The sequence below is a fragment of the Deltaproteobacteria bacterium genome (genome assembly GCA_022340465.1).
Classification (GTDB): Bacteria; Desulfobacterota; Desulfobacteria; order Desulfobacterales; family B30-G6; genus JAJDNW01.
Genome location: JAJDNW010000131.1, coordinates 1 through 17,897 on the forward strand (window position 1 = coordinate 1; position 17,897 = coordinate 17,897).

Annotated in this window: 17 protein-coding genes and 1 pseudogene; 12 read left to right on the forward strand and 6 right to left on the reverse strand. The window is 51.3% G+C overall.

Going from position 1 to position 17,897, the window contains the following annotated elements:
• From LJE94_17965 to LJE94_17975, 3 genes are all read left to right on the forward strand, one after another.
• Positions 1 to 388, forward strand: a 388-nt coding sequence (locus LJE94_17965; GenBank protein MCG6911990.1) for a hypothetical protein, incomplete at its 5' end; no start/stop codon positions are given.
• A gap of 315 nt (positions 389 to 703) precedes the next feature.
• Positions 704 to 1,732 carry a (Fe-S)-binding protein gene (locus LJE94_17970; GenBank protein MCG6911991.1) on the forward strand — a complete coding sequence of 343 codons (1,029 nt, stop codon included), beginning with the start codon at positions 704 to 706 and terminating at the stop codon, positions 1,730 to 1,732.
• Positions 1,733 to 1,893: 161 nt separating this feature from the next.
• The gene (locus LJE94_17975; GenBank protein MCG6911992.1) at positions 1,894 to 2,352 is read left to right on the forward strand and encodes a tryptophan-rich sensory protein; all 459 of its coding nucleotides are present in this window, start codon (positions 1,894 to 1,896) and stop codon (positions 2,350 to 2,352) included.
• Positions 2,353 to 2,682: 330 nt separating this feature from the next.
• Here LJE94_17975 and LJE94_17980 read toward each other — a convergent pair.
• Positions 2,683 to 2,865, reverse strand: a pseudogene (locus LJE94_17980) (hypothetical protein).
• 63 nt (positions 2,866 to 2,928) lie between these two features.
• The gene (locus tag LJE94_17985) at positions 2,929 to 3,774 is read right to left on the reverse strand and encodes a DUF169 domain-containing protein (protein MCG6911993.1); all 846 of its coding nucleotides are present in this window, start codon (positions 3,772 to 3,774) and stop codon (positions 2,929 to 2,931) included.
• A gap of 447 nt (positions 3,775 to 4,221) precedes the next feature.
• Here LJE94_17985 and LJE94_17990 point away from each other — a divergent pair, with 447 nt between their 5' ends.
• Genes LJE94_17990 through LJE94_18010 form a run of 5 tightly spaced genes read left to right on the forward strand, consistent with a single transcriptional unit; the run spans position 4,222 to position 9,728 of the window.
• Entirely contained in the window at positions 4,222 to 5,157 is a 936-nt protein-coding gene (locus LJE94_17990; GenBank protein ID MCG6911994.1) for a sulfite exporter TauE/SafE family protein, read from the forward strand.
• Positions 5,158 to 5,161: 4 nt separating this feature from the next.
• The gene (locus LJE94_17995) at positions 5,162 to 5,929 is read left to right on the forward strand and encodes a TIGR02186 family protein (protein ID MCG6911995.1); all 768 of its coding nucleotides are present in this window, start codon (positions 5,162 to 5,164) and stop codon (positions 5,927 to 5,929) included.
• Positions 5,929 to 8,511 carry a hypothetical protein gene (locus LJE94_18000; GenBank protein MCG6911996.1) on the forward strand — a complete coding sequence of 861 codons (2,583 nt, stop codon included), beginning with the start codon at positions 5,929 to 5,931 and terminating at the stop codon, positions 8,509 to 8,511. The genes LJE94_17995 and LJE94_18000 overlap by 1 nt, the downstream gene beginning before the upstream one ends.
• 12 nt (positions 8,512 to 8,523) lie before the next feature.
• Positions 8,524 to 8,910, forward strand: a complete 387-nt coding sequence (locus LJE94_18005; protein MCG6911997.1) for a response regulator — start codon at positions 8,524 to 8,526, stop codon at positions 8,908 to 8,910.
• 23 nt (positions 8,911 to 8,933) lie between these two features.
• A complete protein-coding gene (locus LJE94_18010) occupies positions 8,934 to 9,728 on the forward strand; it encodes a hypothetical protein (protein MCG6911998.1) in 795 nt (264 codons plus the stop codon).
• A 102-nt stretch (positions 9,729 to 9,830) separates the two neighbouring features.
• Here LJE94_18010 and LJE94_18015 read toward each other — a convergent pair whose 3' ends face one another.
• From LJE94_18015 to LJE94_18030, 4 genes are all read right to left on the reverse strand, one after another.
• Positions 9,831 to 11,177 (reverse strand): sigma-54 dependent transcriptional regulator, encoded by a 1,347-nt coding sequence (locus LJE94_18015; protein MCG6911999.1) that lies wholly within the window; start codon positions 11,175 to 11,177, stop codon positions 9,831 to 9,833.
• On the reverse strand, positions 11,170 to 12,618 hold the full coding sequence (locus LJE94_18020; protein ID MCG6912000.1) for a HAMP domain-containing histidine kinase: 1,449 nt from the start codon (positions 12,616 to 12,618) through the stop codon (positions 11,170 to 11,172). The genes LJE94_18015 and LJE94_18020 overlap by 8 nt, the downstream gene beginning before the upstream one ends.
• 412 nt (positions 12,619 to 13,030) lie before the next feature.
• Positions 13,031 to 13,441 (reverse strand): Hsp20/alpha crystallin family protein, encoded by a 411-nt coding sequence (locus LJE94_18025; protein ID MCG6912001.1) that lies wholly within the window; start codon positions 13,439 to 13,441, stop codon positions 13,031 to 13,033.
• Between the two features lie 14 nt (positions 13,442 to 13,455).
• Positions 13,456 to 13,914, reverse strand: coding sequence for an Hsp20/alpha crystallin family protein (locus tag LJE94_18030; protein MCG6912002.1), 459 nt, complete (start codon positions 13,912 to 13,914; stop codon positions 13,456 to 13,458).
• Between the two features lie 178 nt (positions 13,915 to 14,092).
• Here LJE94_18030 and LJE94_18035 point away from each other — a divergent pair, with 178 nt between their 5' ends.
• From LJE94_18035 to amrB, 4 genes are all read left to right on the forward strand, one after another.
• Positions 14,093 to 14,710 carry a hypothetical protein gene (locus LJE94_18035; GenBank protein ID MCG6912003.1) on the forward strand — a complete coding sequence of 206 codons (618 nt, stop codon included), beginning with the start codon at positions 14,093 to 14,095 and terminating at the stop codon, positions 14,708 to 14,710.
• 74 nt (positions 14,711 to 14,784) lie between these two features.
• Positions 14,785 to 15,162 carry a hypothetical protein gene (locus tag LJE94_18040; protein ID MCG6912004.1) on the forward strand — a complete coding sequence of 126 codons (378 nt, stop codon included), beginning with the start codon at positions 14,785 to 14,787 and terminating at the stop codon, positions 15,160 to 15,162.
• Between the two features lie 51 nt (positions 15,163 to 15,213).
• Complete coding sequence (locus tag LJE94_18045; GenBank protein MCG6912005.1) at positions 15,214 to 16,338, forward strand: PAS domain S-box protein; 1,125 nt, start codon at positions 15,214 to 15,216, stop codon at positions 16,336 to 16,338.
• Between the two features lie 39 nt (positions 16,339 to 16,377).
• Entirely contained in the window at positions 16,378 to 17,874 is a 1,497-nt protein-coding gene (amrB, locus tag LJE94_18050; protein ID MCG6912006.1) for an AmmeMemoRadiSam system protein B, read from the forward strand.
• Positions 17,875 to 17,897: the final 23 nt, after the last annotated feature.

Sequence of the window (17,897 nt, forward strand, 5' to 3'; positions counted from 1 at the left end):
TTTGCAAGAGCACATTGATAAGCCCTGTTTTCTTGACATGGGAATGGATAAAAGCATTGAGCTCCGCCAGCAGCAGCGGGCTGTTCTTTCTGACGGCGCTGGCGATGCGGCCGCCGGTGTTGACGGCGAGATCCGTGCGAACTTTTATACTATCGAAACAAAAGCTGAAGCAGTACTTTTACCTGGATACCAGATTTCAGACATGGGTTACTCTGAGGAAGGTTATTATATGGTTGTTCTTGTGGGTAAAGTTCAACCAGTTAAAAAAAATGATAGTAAAGAAAAAATCTTCCTCTATGTTAAATTAACTGTAGATGTGTCTGGATCTTCAACGGTCATGACAGTTAGACCAAAAGCAACTATTGATTCTATGGTATTTGATAATTGATAAATTTTTGCCTGTGTCCCTTCTGTGAATGTACGATTGCATCAAAGATTTTAAAGATGAAATGTCCTGAGTGCCATGTCAAGTTCGAATATGACGACAGCGTATCGGGTTTATGGAAAAAAGATAAAACAGATTGCCAGGGAGACAGGACATTCAAAAAATACAATTAAGAAGGTGCTGCGGGGAGAATACAGCGGTTAAAAGCCAAGGATTACGCAACCGTATCCAACCCTGGGTCCCTATTTGAATTTTCATCTACCACAATATATGGTATCCGTAATTTTATATGATTCGTGATCAAATAGGAAGTACCCAATGACGATTCTTGATCTCTTCGCTGAAGAAAAACAACGTTTTCTTGAAAACTGCGTACAATGTGGGCTTTGTGCCGAAGAGTGCCCAATTTTACCCTACACTGAAATAGGTAATCTTTCCGCTCAGGAAATTCAAGAAGGTGTGTTCGATTACATAATAAATGGGAATCCCAATCAACAGGCTTATACCAAAGCTTTTGCCTGCATGGAATGTTTCAAGTGCACGACTGACATCTGTCCCGAAGATCTTAACCCAATGCTGGTTAACGAACTCATAAAGAGGAACTATATTTCCAAGGGATTAGCAAATAGGGCATACGGTGACGCTACGCAGCCAGAAAGCATTCATAGGGTTCTTGCAAGCATTCAAGTTCCAGCTTCAGACTATAAAAAAATAACCAAACAAAGCAACAAACAGAATTCACGGTACGTATTCTTTCCCGGTTGCAACGTTTACTTTCAACCGGAAAAAATTCTCAATGCACTGGACATCATGGATGCTATCGGCGACGATTACACATTTCTTCCCGGGTTAGATAACTGTTGCGGTGACGGTTTTATGTTTTTAGGTGATATTAACGAGGGAAGCCTGAATGCGGAAGCTCTGGTGTCTACCATCGCTGGTTTTCAGCCCGAAGCTGTCATACTCTGGCGCCCTACATGCCAGTGCCGTGTTGATAAAACCATAGCGTCCGCCTTGGATATGCACTTCAAGGTACTTTCCTTTCCCCAATATTTGGCCGAAAACATGAACAGGCTGAACCTTTCCGATGCGTCGGCTGGAACAGTGACCCTGCATGAGCCCTGCAAGTCAGCATACACAGGTGTGGATCTCAACGGACCGCGTGAGGTTTTGCGGCAATTACCTGGGGTAACGCTCAAGGAAATGGAGCATCACGGTAAGAACACAAAATGTTGCGGCAGTGGTGCCATCTGCTGGTTTCCAGAAAGTTGCACCCAATTTCGAGAAGATCGTTTAAAAGAGGCTGCTAAAACAGGTGCTGAACGCTTGGTGGCGATATGTCATTAGTGTCATACCAATATTGTGGGTCTAAATATTAGGGCAATCTGAAGCTTTCTGGCATAAGTTACGGGCCGCTTTTGACCCCTCCAACAAAACTGTAGATATCGGGCACCTGAAAGATTACCGGTATGTGAATATTATAATCACCGACAAATTAGGAATAAAAAATGATTTATAGACTTATCATATTCTTGGCACTCAATTTTACGGCACTTACAATAGGAGGATTATTTACAAGCAACGGCGTGCCGTCTGATTGGTATGTTGGTATTGCTAAGGCCCCTTGGACCCCTCCTGGTTGGGTCTTTGGAGCCGCATGGACTACAATCATGATTTGCTTTGGTGTTTACATGGCATATTTATGGCCAGTTTTTGAGAACAAAAAAATCCTCATTGGTTTGTATGCCGTTCAATGGATATTAAATGTAGGGTGGAATCCAACTTTCTTCTATTACCATAATGTTTTGGCAGGACTACTTTTAATAAGTTTGCTTACTGCACTAATTGGATTCCTCCTATTCTTTTATTGGCCTGAATTGAAACTCAAATCTGCTCTAATACTTCCATATTTCATTTGGTTATTAATTGCCACATCATTGAACGGGTACATTTTTATTAAAAATTGAACCGAGATAGCGAGCGCATTCCCTGCAGCTTGCTGCAGGGTAAGCGAGCGAATCATAATTGATAGAATTCCTTACGGTGAAGATTCCTCGCAGCTTGCTGCGGGGAGTGTTCAATTTAAAAATGAACTATGTATAACAAAAGTTAAGATTCATTAAAATACAGTTTAGCCAACCCACTAAGTTTATCCATAAAAACACCTATAACAAACCGCTCAACACTGAACAAAAACGCATATGGGTTGCCGGTAATTTAATTAGGGCCAATATTGAGGAACTGGATCTTAAAAAAGCCGGGATAGAGACCGAAGGGGGCAGTATAACCGTTGATCGGTTGAGCCGCTGGGGATGGTGGACATGATCCGGCATCAGCCTGCCCCGCTCGCAGATTATGCCCCGGGTGACCGGATGGTCCGGATCTCCCGTCACCTTGACGATTCTTCCGTCTTCAACGCGCAGCAGGGTACCGCATCTCGGATGACAGAGCCCGCAATAGCTTTTTCTGATTTCCGTCATTTTACCCTCTTATCCCGATTGCCCAACCAGGGTTTTGCCTTTATGTTCCATTGCAAAAAGCGGTTACTCACCCTCTCCCCAGGCCTTTGCGCTGCGGCTGACCTTTTTTCGAACGACCTTCCAGTCCTGACCCACATTAAACATGGATTCCGGCAGGGCCTGCAGCATTTTACGGTACAGGGGCCAGGGAACCGTGAAGGTCAGCTCATCGGTTTTCATATATTTTCTGGCCGACGGGTCAAACCCGCCGAGTACCGCCTTTTCAATTCCCTGCTCCTTGTAGAACAGCGGCCAGGCAATGATATTGGTACACCCGGCTCCAAACGGGGAGGCCACACTGTCCACCTCTCCTGTGGTGAACATCGTATGGGTGAAAAGGCCGGTCAACACTTCGGGCCGGGCAAAAAAGATGACAAATTCAGGTTCCCCTCCATCCAAAAAATGGGATAACGGTTTGAAGATACAATATTTTGCCGGGGCTTTCCGGGGATTGACCTTATCAAGAAATTTTCTCATGGATTCAGGGGACGGGAGATACCGCTCCCCATGAATGGGCGTCCCTTCGAATCCTGTGGTCACGTAATGCTCGATAAATCTGATATTGGGTTTCATCATGGAGCAGTAGAACACCCCCCCGGGACAGCCGTACGCCTCGGTTGAGATGTACGCGGCACACTGCTTTTTTCTGGCCAGCCAGATGTTGCCGATAACGCAGGAAAACGTTTTAAAAACCGCCTGCATGTCAACCTGACCCCGTTCTTCCATTTCACGCGAGATGGGGACGCCGGGTTTGGGTCCGAAGGATTTCTCGGGTTTCGTATCATCGTAATACACGCCAAAAGGCTCCTCGGCCAACCCCAGATGTTCCAAAAAAATGTTGGTCTCTTCAACGATTGATTGCACGCTCATCTTGCCTCCTCTTTCCCATTTCATTCAAATTGGCTTAGTTGTGCACACAACTAATTTAACGGTGTCAAGCTATTATAGAATAACGGACCTATAATCAATAACAAGGTAAAAGCCTGCCGGCCGGGGCGGTATTATTCCTCGGCAATCGTTGTGCCTTATTTTGGGTTATAGACCCGTAGAATAATAAGGGGCAGATACTTTATGTAATCGCCCAGATCAGGTCACCGTGTATTTGAGATGTTTAATTGTTAAACGTTTTTAACCTATTGAAAATAAATCATAAAATAAACATACCCTTCCGCTGCGCATGCCATATGTTGCATTTTTAAACCTCCATCCTTTTCCACTTCTCATAACTAGCTGATAATATAGATATAATTTGATTTTTACCCGGTGGCATCACTTTTGCTTATGGATGGGCTGGCCACAATAATCCCTAAACCTGGAGTGACTATGCCCTGGTACATTTATCTTCCGATTGCCCAGCACAGTGTCGCCCTGCCGATCGTGCTAGGGCTTGGTTTTATTGTCGGACTGCTGTCCGGACTTTTCGGTGTCGGCGGTGGTTTTCTGATGACACCTCTACTCATTATGATCGGAATTCCGCCGACGGTTGCCGCGGCATCGGATTCCAACCAAATTGTGGCGGCTTCGGCCTCCGGAACCTATGCCCACTACCGGTTGGGCAACGTGGATTTCAAAATGGGAATCTACCTGTTGATCGGCGGGGTCATCGGCGGGACCGGCGGCGTTCAGATTATCCGAGTTCTCCGCCAAATGGGCAATGCCGATTTTTTGATAATGATTACCTATGTGGTCATGCTGGCATTCGTGGGCTTTTATATGTTCATCGAGAGCCTTCAAGGACTGCGGGCCGAAAAAACCGTTCAGAAGGCGGCGCCGGCCAAGTCGGCTTCCATTTATTCCCGGCTCATTCAGAGTCTGCCCTTCCAAACCCGCTTCGAAAAATCGGGCATCGTTCTGTCGCCGGTGGTGCCGTTGTTCCTGGGAGGGCTGGTCGGTATTCTGGCAGCAATCATGGGGGTCGGCGGGGGCTTTATCATGGTGCCGGTCATGGTATATCTGCTGCGTATGCCCATGCATGTGGTGGTGGGAACAAGCCTTTTTCAGGTCCTGTTCACCTGCATTGACGTGACGATCATGCAAGCCTATTCAAACCGCACCGTGGATTTTGTTCTGGCACTGCTGCTGCTGATCGGCTCCACCTTCGGGGCCCAGATCGGCGCGCGCCTGAGTACGAAGCTTAAAGAGGATCAGCTCAAGATCTTTCTTGCCTTGCTGGTGCTGGCGGTCATGGTCAAAATGCTTTTCGGCCTGGTGCTTCCCCCGCACAACCTTTTATCATTCCATGGAGGTCACTGATATCATGCGACGATTAATCCATTTAACACTGCTGTTGGTTTGTGTTAGTTTGGGACTTGCGGCTGCCCCGGCGGCATGGGCGGTACAATCGGATGGGGTGTTCATCCACCCCGAAGTCATGGATATCGGCACTTTTTATTCGGGGGAAGTCGTTACCGTTTCCGGTGAAGTCCCCAACGGTCAGGATGTGGTGATCGAAATCATCGGGCCGGCCGCGAACGACCAATTCAATATCAAGGGGAAAGTGGGACCGTTTTGGATGACCCAGGGCAAGGCCGAATTGGACGGTGCGCCGGCCATGTATGCCCTTCTACTGCCCGGCGGCCCACAGTGGTTGCAGAAAGCCTCGGCACATGGATTGGGCCTGGAGAACTTGAAAAACAGCGTCAAGATACAATCCACATCCATACCTGCGGACGATCTTCTCGAAATGTTTGTAAAATTAAAAAAAGATCAGGGCCTCTATGTCGAAAAAGGGAATGCCGTCACCTATGAAGCTGCCGATGGCGGAGGCAGACGGTTTTCGGCGGCCTACCGGTTTCCGCGGTCCACTTCCGCAGGCAGGTATTCGATCAACGCGACCACGTTTGCCGACGGTGTCAAAACGAGGGAGCGTACGACCCTTTTAACCGTAAAGGAAGTCGGATTCATCCGCCTGGTAGACAACCTGGCCACGAATCGACGCCTGGCTTATGGAGTCATGGCAGTGGCTATTGCGTTGTTCACCGGCGCTGTAATGGGCCTCCTTTTTAAAGGCGGCGGGAGCCATTGATGGCCTTGAACCGCAACATCTTAAAATTTTTCAGCATCGGCGGCCACGGGCGAAGGCGCGTTGCGTTGCCTTTCAACGAATTGTTCGTCCGCTTTCACCAACTGCTGGAGGAAAATACCAAGGCCTTGGAAATCATCACCGAGATGGAAGACAAGCTGGGGGGAGAATACGTCTTTGACCGCAAATTTCTAGTTGACAAAGTACAGGAAATTAAAGCGACCATCCTCAGCTGCGCCTACTACTTCAACGCCATCACCAATAACGCCTATCAGCGCATCTATGATGTCATCGAGTCCTTGACCCAAGAGCTGCAGTTGGAACTGAGTGGCCTCCTCGTGTTTCCGCATGGCCCCAATGTCGTTTCATTGGCCGAGGTCAATGACACCTTGAGCGTGGCGGTGGGCAACAAGGCTTACAGGCTCTCCAAGATCGTTCCCCTGCCCCAGGCGACCGTTCCGCCGGGAATCGTCGTCACCGCCATGGGGTTTCGCAATTACCTGGCATACAACAATCTGTTTGATGAGATAAACGCACTGCTGCCTTCGTGCCGGGAAGGCAGTCAGCAGTTAGAAACCGTTTCCCAGAAAATCCGCCTGATGATTCTAGCCGGAGAGATTCCCCCCGACCTGCGCCAGGAAATCCTGAAGGCTGTCGAGCGAATTTTCCCCAACCATCCCGAATCAGGCCTTTTCTCGGTTCGCAGCAGCGCCGTGGGAGAAGATGGTGAGTTGAGTTTTGCCGGATTGCACGACACATTTCTGAACGTCCCTCTCCGCGATTTGCTGTCGAGCTATAAAAAGGTCCTTGCCAGTTTGTACAATCCGGCCGCCTTGGAGTATCGCATCAAGCACCAGATCCCTTTTTCCGACATGGCCATGGCGGTAATTTACCAGCGAATGGTGCCGGGGTGGATCAGCGGCGTTACGTACACCATCGATCCCAATACCCCCCAAAAGAACATTTGCCTGGTTACCGCGACCCCGGGACTCGGCAAGGGGGTGGTGGAAGGAAGCGCGGAGACCGACACGTTCAGGCTCTCCCGCAACCCGCCCCACGCCATTGAATCGTTTCGCACCGGCGGAAGCGAATCCCTTTCCCGTCCGGAAGCCCCTGGAAAGGATGCCTGCCTCCCGGACGAGCACGCCCTCCGGCCCTGCCTGACGCCTCAAATGGCATCCTCGCTGGTCGAAACGGCCATGATCCTGGAGCGCTTTTTCAAGCGCCCCCTGGATATCGAATGGTCCATCGATTCCGAAAAACAGAAGTGGGTACTGCAGGCGCGTCCCCTGGGACTGCCCCGCATCAGCCGTCCCCGCAGTCCGGCCCTGAAAAGCCTTTTGCAGCGCTATCCGGTGGTCATCAAAGATCAGGGAACCATTGCTTATCGGGGGATCGGTGCCGGTCCCGTATGGTTGAGCAGAGAAGGATCGGATCTGGATCATTTTCCGACGGGTGCCGTCCTGGTTTCACGGTACAGCCTGCCGATTCTGGCGCGTGTGCTTGCCCGTGCCAGCGCGGTCATTACCGACGTGGGCAGCCCCACAGGCCACATGGCAACGGTTGCGCGCGAATTCAGGGTTCCCACGATTGTGGACACCGGTTCGGCCACCGAGATATTGAAACCGGGTCAGCTGGTTACCGTGGATGCGGAAAGGAACGTGGTGTATGAAGGCCGGATCAGCGAACTTCTCCATCACCAGGTTTTGGAACGGGCCTCTTTTGAGACCAAATATGAATTTCAGCTCTTGCGGCGCCTGCTCAAACGAATCGCTCCCCTGACGCTGACGAATCCAGAGGCGTCCGAATTTACCCCCGACGGCTGCCGGACCCTGCACGACGTGCTCCGGTTCATGCATGAAAAATCGATCGATACGCTGGTTCGCATAGCCCAGGAGCCGCGGAGCCTGATAAAACATGGCGGGCGGCATTTAAAGGCCGATCTGCCTCTCAACCTGATCCTGGTGGACATCGGCGGCGGTCTGGACGCCAACTTGCCAAAAACCGATTGGGTGGCACCCGAGCAGATTACATCTCAGCCGATGCTGGCCCTGTGGGCGGGCATGAACTCGCCGGACGCCTGGGATACGGCTCCGGTTGCCGCTGATTTCAAGGGACTGATTTCAAGCGTGACCCGGACCCAAACCGCGGCCCTGACGGGGGATGTGATCACGGGCTTGAATATGGCGGTCTTGGGAGCCAATTACCTGAATTTGACGCTGCGGATCGGCTACCATTTTACGGTGGTTGATGCCAGTCTTTGGCCGGCTTCCGAAAAAAATAATATCTTCATGCGCTTCATCGGCGGAGCGACAGACATCACCCGGCGTTCGCGGCGGGCGGCCTTGCTGGGTGCCATTCTCGAAGAGTTCGGTTTCAAGGTGGAAAAAAAAGGTGATCTGGTCATCGCCCGCGCTGTTAAAGGAACGGAGCAGGACACGCGCTTTCGTCTGACCATCGTCGGCCGGCTGATCGGATTTTTGCGACAACTCGATATTCTGATGAAAAACGACGGTGCGGTTGAGCATTATTTCAACCATTTTATGAACAAGTACAGGCATGTTTTTCAGGATGGCAACAACTAAAGGAGTGTAGCAATGGATGAGAACACGACCGTATGCATTTTGGATGACGAACCCATTGTCGGGGACCGTCTCCGGCCTGAAATGGAAGACGATGGATACGAGGTTGAAGTCTTTACCGACAGTGCCGCGGCGATCCAACGATTGAAAGATGGCTGCTTCGATATTTTCATTACGGATTTGAAAATGGAGGGCGTCGACGGGATGGGTTTCCTGGAAGAAGTCAAGCAACACTGTCCGCATAGCGAAGTAATCATCATTACCGGATATGCGACCATCGAAACTGCCCGGGAGTCCTTTGTCCGGGGGGCTTACGACTTTATCGCCAAACCGTTCCGAATCAGTGAAATTCGTGATGCGGTCAAGAAAGCCCGGCGGCGGGTTCGCAAAAAACGGTCCTGATTTCCGGAAAGGAAGAGACACATATGCTCAATCTACTTGTCACCATTGACCATAGTTTGGAATCCAGTTTTGCCCTAAGAACGGCCTGCCTGTTCGGAACGGATTTGAATATCCAACCGATCCATGTGTTTGACCGTCCGGGACGCGATATCGCTTTTGGCGCCGGGTGGGCCCGTAAATCCTGGGAGCGTGAGACCAGCCGCCAAGTCGAGGAAACGATGGAGGACCTCGTGGTGGCAGAAAGGAGTCAATGCCCGAATATCCATGACCCGCTGGTCCTGACCGGCGATCCCATCCAGGAACCTGCCGACCGCTTCTGGTCCGGTCAATTCGATCTGCTGGTGGTGGGCGCTCCCTTCCGAGGCATGGGACCGCTGGCCCTGTATCGGCGCTTTCGACATGTGGCGCACAAAGCCGGCCGCCCCCTGCCCCTGATGGTGGTCCGCCATCTCAAGACCATCGAAAAAATCGTCGCCCTCACCGACGGCAGCGAACTGGCTGAGAACGCCCTGGGGCTCCTGCTCAAAATCAACACGTTCATATCCGGCAGGATCACTCTGGTGGGGATATCCGGTACGGAATCGAGCAACCCCTCGGCAGAAGCCTTGAACCTTGAAAGGGGGCTGGCGATTCTGAACGAAAAAGAGATCCAGACAGTGGGCCACTGCGCCTCGGACCTGGGACCGGAGCGCCTGACCCGCATGCTGAAGAAGGCGCAGCTGCTTGTTCATGCGGTTTATCCGAAGGACACGCATCATTTTTTATTCGATCTGCATGAGGAAGAAATTCAGTCTGTTTTGCTGTATTTGGCAGGATAATTACCGCATTCGGCCAGGATTTTGAGGCACCGGCCAGCCGCCGGCAATCGTCGACGCCGGCGTCGCCTGGATGTCACCGCACCCCCTCATGAATCCTGTCGGTCAGATCAGGTTGTACTTCTTTATTTTACGCCAAAGGGTCGATCGCGTGATGCCCAGAATGGCGGCGGCCTTATCCCGGTGGCCGTCGACTTTACGCAATACGTTGGCAATATGCACGCGTTCCAACTCCTCCAGACTTTGGAGCGTGTCGGCGGCCGATGCCGCCTGCGTGTTTAGAAATTGCGGCAAATCGTCGACCTGGATCTCCTTTCCCTCCGCCAAAGCCACCGCGCGTGCGACGATATTCTCGAGTTCACGGACATTGCCGGGGAATTCATATTGTGTCAGAAGCTCACGGGCCTGATCCGAAAAGCCGTGTACATCTTTGTCGTACGCCTCGTTGAACATATGGAGGAAATGATCGGCCAGCAGCCACAGATCACCCGTGCGATCCGCCAGCCGGGGCACAAAAATGGTCATGACATTCAGCCGGAAGAACAGGTCCTCGCGAAACAGCCCTTTGACCACCTGTGCTTTTAGATCACGGTTGGAGGCGGCCAGGATACGGATGTCCAGATTGACCGGTCGGCTGCTTCCCAAGCGGTAGATCTGGCCTTCCTGGAGTACTCGCAAGAGTTTGACCTGCATATCCGCCGGCATGTCGGCGATCTCGTCTAACAGAACGGTGCCGCCATCGGCCGACTGAAGCAATCCCATGCGGGTGGTGAAGGCGCCGGTAAAGGCACCTTTTTCATGGCCGAACAACTCGTTGGCTATCAGTTCCTGGGAAAAGCCGCCGCAGTTGAAGGAGGTGATCGGCGCTTCGTGGCGGTGACTGAGAAAGTGAATGGCACGGGCCACCAGCTCCTTGCCGGTACCGCTATCCCCCTGGATGATCACGGGACAATCCAGGGGAGCGATTTTTTCGATCATCCGGTAGACCTGTTCCATCTCGGGACTGGTCCCGATAATCCCGGCCTTGCCGGCTTTGTGCGCCATCAGGGCCCGAAGACCGCTGGCTTCTTTGCTGATCCTGATCTTTTCGGCCACCCGGGAGATCAAATTGTCGAATTCTGCCAGCCGAATGGGCTTGGTCAAATAATGAAACGCCCCCTCCCGGACCGCCTCGATGGCTGAATCGATGGATGCATAGCCGGTGATCACGACCACCTCGGTATCCCGGCAGCAGGCTTTGATGCGCCTTAAAATCTCTATGCCGCCTATGCCCGGCAATTTCAGATCGGTGATCACCAGGTCGTAGGGCAAAGCGGAAAACGCATTGATAAAGGACTCTCCCTCGAAGAACAGGTCAACCGTGTATCCGGCTTCGGCCAGGTGTTCCTGCAGCCGCATCCCTGAGATTTTTTCATCTTCGACAACGGCAAGGCGAACCGGCGGTTTATCCATCGATGGTTTCCTCACTGACCGGCAAAACAACGGTAAATGTACTGCCCTTGCCCGGAGAGCTGTCCACGGTGATGCGTCCACCGTGTTTTTTAATAATGCCGTAGCTGACCGAAAGCCCCAACCCCGTTCCCTGTCCCACTTTTTTGGTGGTGAAAAAAGGATCGAAAATGTATGGAAGGTGTTCTTCGGCAATACCGCTCCCCGTATCGCCCACCGTAATCACAATTTTGGCGTCAGGCCCCACAGCGGCACGCACCGACAGTTCGCCGCCTGAAGGCATGGCGTGGATGGCATTGGTCAACAAATTGATAAAGACCTGGTGCAAAGCCTGCCGGTTTCCCTTGACCACCGGCAGGTCGGCGGCAAGATCGAGGCTTAGCTTAATGTTGCTGACCGCGACCTCGTTTTCGGTGATGCGTATCGTTTCCCTGAGAACATTGACAATGTCCAGCTCTTCGATAAGGGCGGTATTCGACCGCGAGAAGTCGAGCAGGTTCTTGACGATCTCGCTGGCCCGAACAGCCTGGGCAAGTATGTCGTTCAACATGTCGAGACGTTTCTCGGCGCTGATTTTTCGTTTTCCCGTCAGGCTGTCGATGGTCAGGATAATATTGTTGATCGGATTGTTGAGTTCATGCGCCACGCCCGAAACCAGGGTGCCCAGCGATGCGATTTTGCGTGAATGGATGATCTGCTCCTGCCGGGCTTCGAGTTCTTCAGCCATGCGGTTGAATGCCAGAATCAGCCGGTCCACTTCGCTCTCGATCCGGTTGGGATGATGTATCAGGCCGAAATCGCCGCGGCCGATTTTCGTTGTCGCCTGCTCGAGGCTGGACAAGGGCTGGATGACCTTGCGGTTGACCAGGACCGCCCCGATCGCGAAAACGACAAGGATCAGACCCATTGAGATCACCGGCCAGCGCAATGCCCGATGAGCGGCCACCGCCACCTGATTTTTCCCTTCGGCCAGCAGTTCATGGGACAGATCCACCATGCGTTTCCCAATGGTTCTGATTTTTTCCTGGACCGGTTCACCGGGAGCGTTAAAAGGTTGTTCCCGGCCCAGAGTCGAAAGGATATCGCCGTATTCCGACAATGCCGATTCCAATTCTTCCCTCGCATAGGAGTGGGCGTTTCTTCCCGTGTTAAACGGCGGGTTGGCCAGCATCAGCCGGGTATGATCGAACTGCTGTCGGGTTTCATCAAAGTCTGCCCGATCCTGGTATAGCAGGAAGTTTTTTTCGTATCGTCGTATTTCGAGGACCGTGTTATACAGGTCCTCGTATATCTCCAAATCCAGCGTGGCCTCGTTGATGCCATGGATCTCGAAATAGATGATGGAAAAATTGGACAGCCAGATCAAGAGGCCGATCATAGACAGAGCCCTGAATTTCCCCTGCAGGTTGAGATGGAACCAAAGCCGTTTCATGTGTTTACGCAAGGGGTGGACGCCCCTCCCTCCCTCAAATATCAATATGTCATAATATCAACGCTGGGGTCGATTAGTCGAAGGGGCGGGGAGTTTTAGCTTAGAACCCTCGTCATCTTCGCGCAGACGGAACACGTAGTGAAGCTTTTACGCTATCCAAAAATCGATTAGCCATATGCACCGGATCCCGGCCTTCGCGGGGATGACGGAAAAAAACACCCCGACGGCTCCATTAGTTGATTAGTACAGGGAGTGGACCGCTGTCAAGCAAGCCAAGGCAGGTTTTGTTTTTAGCTGGATAGCGTAGCAAGATTATCTGTTTTGGTTGGATTTGTCCTAAGTGTTTATGAATTTGGTGGGATTAAAAACGTAAACCAAGAAAGCCGGGCACTGATTCGCATGTCAGTGCCCGGCATTGAACGGATTATCCTGCGGATACAGAAATTTTCCGCGGGGTTGCTCTCTCGACCTTCGGAAGCACAAGACGCAGCACGCCGTCTTTGAGCTCCGCGGTAATCTTGGCCTGATCGATCACCTCCGACAGTGTAAACTGACGATAGTATTTTCCGACACCGTACTCCATCAGGATGGGATCCTCGGATGTTTCACCATCGTTCTCGGCCTCGCCTGTCAATGTGAGCACATCGTCACGCAAATCAATGGTCATGCTATCAGTCGACACACCAGGCATATCCGCCAGCAGGGTAATATCCTTGTCTGATTCAAATATGTCCACATCGGGGGTATAGACCGGACCCGGGCGCGTTTGTTCCATATCGGTGGACACCTCGTGTTTTTCTCTGACTTTCAGTTCTTTGGCTTCAGCTTCCGTCATAATGATCCCTCCCTTCAGTTGATCGTAATTTGCTTGGGTTTGGCTTTTTCGGCTTTGGCCACACTTACCTTTAAGATCCCATTGGTCAGCGAGGCACTGACGCCATCGGCATCGATCTCACCTGGGAGGTTTATGGCCCGAGAAAACGTACCCTCCTCCCTCTCTTTGCGATGATAACGAACATTTTCCTTTTCTGCCTCGATCTTGCGCTCCCCCGATATTGACAGACTGCTGCCGGCTGCCTGGATATCCAATTTTTCTGAAGAGATACCGGGAAGCTCTGCCCTGATGTAATACTTGTCCTGATCTTCTGTCAGGTTGATGGATGGAAACACCCCGGCATGAGGGCTCGGTATACCACTTTCAGAAACGCTGCTCAGGAAACTCTCCATCTGTTGACGCATACGCTCCAATTCATGAAATGGGCTTCTCACATTCCAACTCGGTATTCCAAACATTTTTCTGTAAATCATTTCACATCCCTCCTTTGGCTCTTTTTTTTCATGGAACATCGCGTTTCTACTCGCTGTGAATATGATAAAAATGTTTTTGACGATGTCAATATAATTTTTTTATTTTTTTATTGAATTATTTTTAAATAAATTATATATTAAGTAATGAAAATGAACCGAACGAACGGGGGTGATTTGAATGTCTGACAAATTCATCAGAAAAGAGGTTTCGGCCGATACCCTTCCCAGGATGACAACCCTGGCACTCAAGGGGAAACAATCCGTACGGACAAGTTTCAAATTGTCCGAAGGATCTATTCAGGCCATTAATATTGTTGCTACGCAACTGGGTATCAAGCACCGGTCTCTGTTTGATTATCTCGTTGAGGACACCGATTCGCTCGAAACCCTTGCAAAGGAAATTGTCAAAATAGAGCCCGCCAGGAATAAAGGATCTCAAAAAAGTTTCATCGTCAGCCGAGAAACGCTGCAGGTTATCGACAGCCTTTGCGCAAAACTGAAGATATCCCGGGACACGCTGATCGAATTATCGGTCAGACGCCTGTTGCCGATTATAGAAAAAGAAATAAAAAACCACCTCAAGCGGAAAGAACTCTTTGAACTTGTGGACAAACAATATCAGGAGAGCAAAAAGGTGTTGGATTCTATCAAAAAAAGTGTCGGGACAGAGGACCCGGCCTACAAAGCGTACCAGGCCGCCGTCGTTGCCTGCAGGCAGGTAAAAAAACAGTTCAATAAAATTATATCAAAAGGTAGAGTGGCTGAAGGCTTCGACCCCGATACCTTCAAGGATTGACAGCAGCAAAACGATGGAGGTAATGTATCTTAAACCTAAATTGAGGTTAAAGCAAAGGGAAAGCGATAGCGGACATGTCTGAGAACATACTTAGTAAATCGAATCAGGATAAAGTTACCTGTACGGAGGATTCCATAGATGCCGACGCCATTATTATCAATGAGGCGCAGCTGATCCTGGCTGAAAAACGCACCTCCCTGGCGGCCATGCGTACCGGAATAGCCGTTTTTGCCTTGCCCCTTACCGTTTTGGGCCTGCTTATCGCCACATCGAAGTATTATAACATTCTGCATGTGCTTCACTTGATCATCCCCCTGGGAATCATGTTGACCGCTTTGATCATCCTGGGGACCTATTTAGTCATCCGGTCTCTGCGAAACATTCATCATTACGATCAGATGTTGACGCAATTGAAAGCCTGCCACAGCAAGCTTTCACGGTTTCTCGACTAACGAAGGATCAGCTGAAAAGCACGTTGAAGCCAATCCCTGAGGACAGCCCACATGCAACAAAAGCCTACCCGCGAAGAATTCGAAGCCAAAATAAAGGCGTTAGAGGCTAAAGTAGCGGCGTACAAAAAACAAGACGACACCATGGTCCGACAGCTTTCAGAAGAATTTCAAAGGCTTGTAGACCGATCCCAGGACGCCATCTATCAGTTCGACATCGAATCGCAAACCTTTCCATTTTTCAACAAGCGTTTTCTATCGCTGTACTCAACGGAAGAAAACGGTGTCAAACGGTTATCTCCTAAAAGTGTCTTTCTGCATATTCACCCCGACGACCGTGAAAAGGTTAAAGCCGCCCAGGCATTATCTTTCCAGTCTCAAAACGAGAAGGGGGAAATGGAATATCGTTTTTTGCACCCCGATGGTTCCGTGCGTGTAATGCATGATCGCTGGACAGTCGTGCGTGATCACAAGGGGCGCGCTCTAGTCGTCGAGGGGTTCATCCGGGACAACACCCGGCGCGAACGGGCTGAAAATAAATTTCTGCTGAGCTTACGCACCTCCCTGATTGGCTGTTATATCGTGCAGGACGCCAGATTCAAATATGTCAATCCGGAATTTACACGCATAACGGGATACAGTGAAGATGAACTGCTCGGGAGGTTTCCGATCGACCTCGTCCATCAAAAGGATAGACACCAGGCCCGGGAGAATTGCATCGAGATGCTAAAGGGAGAACGTCTTTTTCCATACGAATTTTGCATCGACGACAAATACGGCCACACCAAATGGATTTTGGAAACCGCATCTTCAATTCCGTACAAAGGCAGGCGCGCGGCGTTGAATTATTTTATGGATATCTCCCAGAGCAAACAGGTTGAAAAAGAACGGCTGGCAAAAGAAAAATTACTGTCGGTCCTGGAGGTGGCGGGCGCCATGGGGCATGAGCTAAACAATCCTCTGCAGGTATTGTTAACATGCACCGAAAAATTGACCCCAACGCCGGGTGACGATCAGCGGACCCGCAAACTGATCGGCCTGCTAAAAAGCAACGTAGAGAAAATGAAAAAAACGATCGAAAACTGTAACAACATTACCCAGTATGCCACTAAAGATTATGTGGACGGGGAAAAAATTTTCGATATCGATACGGCATCTTCGAGAATGCCTGACAAGTGAACCACGCGAAAAAGCGAGAACTGCTATCGGGTTCAAGCTATGAAAACATTTGCTTACCGCTTTGCGCTTCTGATGCTTGCCGCCACCCTGTCGGCGGCTCTGTTCCCACTGCCCCTTTGCGCAAAATCCGTCCGCAAGCCCTTGTGGGCCGGCCGCTTCTACGAATCCGATCCTTCCGGTCTTGTGCACCACATCGATGCCCTGACAAAAAAGGCCGCGCAAACCCGCATCACTCCCCCCGAAGGCAAATTTCTCAGGGCAATTGTGATGCCGCATGCCGGCTACACATACTCGGGTTGGACCGCAGCCCACGCCGCTCAGGCGATAGCGAAAAGCCGGTATGCCAAGGTCGTCCTCATCGGGCCGGATCACCGCATCGGCCTGAGGACCGCCGCCATAAGTGACGCCGCCGCCTATGAAACCCCTCTGGGCAGAATCGATCTTCACCACGACATCACCCGGCTGAGGCGACAAAAGGATCTGTTCGAAACCCTGCCGTTGAACCGGGACAGAGAGCATTGCCTGGAAGTCATCCTGCCCTTTCTACAGCGATACCTCGGCACGTTTCAGCTCGTGCCCGTCGTGGTTGGATCCGGCGATGTCGAAAAGCTGTCCCATGCCCTGGATGCGATCGTGGACGACGACACCTTGCTGGTGGTCAGCTCCGATCTCTCGCACTACCTTCCCTATGCCGAAGCTGTTGAAAGGGATCACGAAACCATTGAAGAGATCATCAACCTAACACCGGACAAACTGATGCGGGATGACAACCGGGCCTGCGGCAAAACGCCGCTTTTGATTGCCATCCAGATGGCCCGGCGTCATCGATGGCAGCCCGTGCTGCTCCATTATTCAAACAGCGGAGACACCGCCGGTGACCGGTCGCAGGTAGTCGGGTATGCGGCCATCGGCTTTTTCGGCGACCGGCCCGCAAATGCCGGAGAAAATCAGGGCAAACCGTTCGGCGACACACAGGGGCAAATTCTGATCAGGCTGGCCCGCAGAACCATTATGGAAAAACTGGGCATGGACACATCGGGACCTGCCTTTACAGATCTCGATGCAGACCTCCGGGATGACCGCTTCAAACGGCAGCGCGGCACTTTTGTCACCCTGACGATTGACGGCCGCCTGAGGGGCTGCATCGGTAATCTGACAGCCACGGGGGATGTTCTGAACGGTGTGCGGCGAAATGCCCTCAACGCGGCTTTTCGCGACCCCCGCTTCCCCCCCTTGACAATAGCGGAAATGAACACGACCAGGATCGAAGTCAGCATACTGACAGACCCCCAACCGCTCGACTTCAAGAACGGTCAGGATCTTGTCGAAAAGCTTCGTTGCCATGTGGACGGTGTCATTGTTCGAAAGGGTCTCGCCAGGGCAACCTTTCTACCCCAGGTATGGGAGCAGTTGCCCGCACCTGAGGATTTCCTTTCCCACCTGTGCCGGAAGGCCGGTCTGCCGCCCGATGCCTGGAAAAAGAAGGGGGTAGATATTCTAACCTATCAGGTTCAGTATTTTGAGGAAAATCGATGAAAATTACCGACCCCTGACATTGG